The following is a 2,336-nucleotide window of genomic DNA, read 5'->3' as shown; positions in this document are numbered from 1 at the left end:
GGCAAACTCGACCGCATCTTGCGGCGGGCGCTCAAATCCGCCACACCAGACTAGAAACCGAGCGCCATTCAAGGTTGGAACCGACATGGCTGCCGAAACCCCGGTGAAGTCTCCCATTCAGCGCCACATGTTGTTCGCTGTGTCGGCCTGCGTTGGCGTTTTTGCGCTTCTCGTGGCGTTGCTGCTGCACGCCCCGCTTGCCTATTCGATCGGCGCCAACGCGTTCTTTGCCGCTTATGTCATTCTCGTCGTCGCCCAGATGCCGAAGTTCACCGGCAGGTATCTGAGCAGGAATGCGCGTGCCACGGACCAGCCGGTGCTGGTCATCTTCGCTGTGACGCTTGTCGTCGTCGGCGTTGCCGTTATCTCATTGTTCCTACTGATCAATCAGAAGGACAGAAGCCATCCCGTCGAGCTCACCTTCGCGCTGCTGTCGATCCCGCTCGGCTGGTTCACCATTCATGCCATGGCAGCGCTCCATTATGCTCATGTCTACTGGATGGACGGCGATGCTGTGGATGCCGAGACCAGGAAGAAAATCCCTGTCGGCGGACTGCTGTTCCCGGGCGACAAACGGCCGGAGGGCTGGGACTTCCTGTACTTCTCGACGGTGATCGGCATGACGGCACAGACCGCCGATACCAACATCTCGACCACGCATATGCGTCGTGTCGTGCTTGTCCATTCGATCCTGTCGTTTTTCTTCAACACGGTCATCGTCGCCGCCGCCGTCAATCTCGCCGTCAGCCTGGGCGGTCCGTAATAAATCCGTGATCGGATGAAACATCGGTTTGGATCGCGACGTATCAGGAGGACAATGAACGCGCAGGCCATGCCGCGAGGCCGGGAGACGAAAGACGATGGAATCCGTTGCCAGAAGCCAATCCGCCGCCGATCCAGGCGCTTCGGCGTCGAACGACAAAACGCTGATCTACCGGCAGTCGCGCTGGACACGGCTGACGCATTGGCTTTGGGCTATCTCGTTGTTCTTCATGCTGCTGTCAGGCCTGCAGATCTTCAATGCCCGTCCGCAGCTCTATATCGGCAAAGAATCGGGCTTCGAATACAACAACACCATCTTCGCCATCGGCGCCGAGAATTCCGATGCGGGTCCGCGCGGCTACACGGAAATCTTTGGGCATCGCTTCGACACCACTGGCGTGCTCGGCTGGTCGGGTCCGGCCGGCCAGGAGACGTCCCGCGCCTTTCCCTCCTGGGCGACCATCCCATCCTACTATGATCTCGGCACCGCGCGCGTCATCCATTTCTTCTTTGCCTGGATACTGGCCACGACGTTGATCGTCTGGTTTGTCGCCAGCACCGTGAACGGCCATCTGCGGCGCGATCTCGCGCCACGCCTCGACGATTTGAAACGATTGCCGCAAGACATCGTTGACCACGCCAAGCTCAAATTCCACCACACGCGCGAATACAACACGCTGCAGAAGATGGCCTATGGCGGGGTGCTGTTCGTGCTGTTGCCGCTGATGATCATCACCGGTCTGGCCATGTCGCCGAGCATGAATTCGGTGCTGCCGTTCCTCAACGATCTGCTCGGTGGCCGGCAGACGGCACGCACCATCCATTTCACCGTCATGGTGCTATTGGTCGCCTTCTTCGTCGTCCATATCCTGATGATCCTGGCCGCCGGCCCGATCAACGAACTGCGCTCGATCATCACCGGCTGGTATCGGACAGATCCTCCCGCACAGGACGATACAGCCGAGAGGAGTGCCTGACATGGCAAAATTCCAGATCAGCCGCCGCAAATTCCTGACCGGTGCCAGTCTTGGCGTCTCCGGCATCATGCTGTCGGGCTGCGACGCCTTCGACAGTCAGCTAGGTGTTGGCAGCGGCCTGCGCAGTTTCCTCGAAAACGCCAATGGCCTGACCTACCGCGCACAGCGGCTGCTTGCCGGAAGTGACGCGCTGGCCCCGGAATTCACCGAGGCCGACATCCGCCAGCCGCAGCGGCCGAATGGTGTCACCGCTCCCGATGACGATGTCTACAAGGGCTTGCTCGCCAACAACTTTGCCGACTGGCGACTGGAGGTTTCAGGCCTTGTCGAGAAGCCGCTATCGCTCAGCCGCGAGCAACTCCAGAATATGCCGAGCCGCACCCAGATCACCCGCCATGACTGCGTCGAAGGCTGGAGCTGCATCGCCAAATGGACCGGCACGCCGCTGTCGCTGGTGCTGGACCAGGCGGTGGTCAAACCGCAGGCGCGCTACGTCATGTTCCATTGCCTCGATACGATCGACCGCAGCCTCTCCGGCGACATCAAATATTACGGCAGCATCGACCTGATCGATGCCCGTCACCCGCAGACGATCCT

At 60.1% G+C, this 2,336-nt stretch carries 3 protein-coding genes; all 3 read left to right on the top strand.

The annotated features are described in order from the left end of the window. Nucleotides 1-85 precede the first annotated feature (85 nt). Nucleotides 86-763, top strand: coding sequence for a DUF1345 domain-containing protein (locus tag EN984_RS31560; RefSeq protein ID WP_023810520.1), 678 nt, complete (start codon nt 86-88; stop codon nt 761-763). A gap of 97 nt (nt 764-860) precedes the next feature. Continuing rightward, the gene (locus EN984_RS31555) at nt 861-1,739 is read left to right on the top strand and encodes a cytochrome b/b6 domain-containing protein (RefSeq protein ID WP_127270742.1); all 879 of its coding nucleotides are present in this window, start codon (nt 861-863) and stop codon (nt 1,737-1,739) included. Between the two features lies 1 nt (nt 1,740). Next, nucleotides 1,741-2,336, top strand: a 596-nt coding sequence (locus EN984_RS31550) for a molybdopterin-dependent oxidoreductase (RefSeq protein ID WP_127384218.1), incomplete at its 3' end; no start/stop codon positions are given.

The sequence above is a fragment of the Mesorhizobium sp. M7A.F.Ca.CA.004.12.1.1 genome, assembly GCF_003997835.1.
GTDB lineage: Bacteria > Pseudomonadota > Alphaproteobacteria > Rhizobiales > Rhizobiaceae > Mesorhizobium.
The sequence above is the reverse complement of the archived record's forward strand: the minus strand, read 5'-3'. Positions and strand labels throughout refer to the sequence as shown.